This window comes from Methanoculleus sp. MH98A, assembly GCF_000691865.1.
GTDB lineage: Archaea > Halobacteriota > Methanomicrobia > Methanomicrobiales > Methanoculleaceae > Methanoculleus.
In genome coordinates this window covers 1-944 of the sequence record NZ_JMIO01000272.1, presented here as the reverse complement: position 1 = coordinate 944, position 944 = coordinate 1, and the positions used below count along the sequence as shown (strand labels likewise).

The 944-nt window shown below is 40.0% G+C and carries 2 protein-coding genes; both read left to right on the top strand.

The genetic code is table 11. The features are described 5' to 3' along the window. The coding region (locus EI28_RS13825; RefSeq protein ID WP_197018539.1) for an N-acetylneuraminate synthase family protein at positions 1 to 410 on the top strand (410 nt) is incomplete at its 5' end. Positions 411 to 449: 39 nt separating this feature from the next. Next, positions 450 to 875, top strand: coding sequence for a DapH/DapD/GlmU-related protein (locus EI28_RS15345; protein ID WP_082223190.1), 426 nt, complete (start codon positions 450 to 452; stop codon positions 873 to 875). Positions 876 to 944 lie beyond the last annotated feature (69 nt).

Here is a 944-nt window from a genome sequence, read left to right as displayed (position 1 = left end):
GCGATCATACGTTAGGAACTGCAATTCCTGTTGCTGCTATCGCTTTGGGCGCCTGTATCGTTGAAAAGCACTTTACACTAGATAAAAATCTTCCTGGTTGGGATCACGCTATCTCTGCTGATCCTGTTGAGATGAAAAAGATTGTTCAGGATGGAAAAGACGTCTATCAATCTCTTGGGAGTACTACCAGATCAGTTAGCAACGCTGAAATTGAGAAAAGGAAAAAATTCCGGCGAAGCGTTGTTCTTAAAAGGAATATGAAAAAAGGAGAACTTGTTGCCCAAAGCGATATAGATCTCAAACGCCCTGGAACAGGAATTGGGCCTGCTGAGATAAAATACGTGATTGGTAGGTCGCTAAGTAGAGATCTGGAGGCTGATGTCGAATTAAAGTGGTCAGATCTTAATTAAAATATTATTTTATTCGTCAAACTAAAATGTGGAGATATAATGAGGTTCGAAGATTGGAAATACCCTGATATTAAAGATGGGGTGCCAACAAAGTATAATTGGATTGTTCGACATCCAGAAAAGTTTTCTTTAGGATATAAGACCGACATTGGCGCATTTTCATATATCAATGCAGAATATGAGGTTTTGATCGAAGACGATGTACAGATTGGGTCCCATTGCTCCATATATTCGATCTCAACAATCGATAATAAAAAAGGTCGGGTCACATTAAAGAAAAATTGCAGAATTGGGACGCATTCTGTGGTGATGCCTGGTGTCACCATTGGAGAAAACTCAATCATTGGAGCTTTTAGTTTTGTAAATAAGGATATCCCGGCGAATGTAATTGCATACGGAGTGCCTGCACGGATAGTGAAAGCAATCGATCCTGATAGTGGAAACCCTGACTCTATTGGTGATTAAGTTATGACTTGGAAAATCCCCCTGTTTAAAATGTACTGGGACGAAGATGATGTCAGTGCCGTCAGTGAA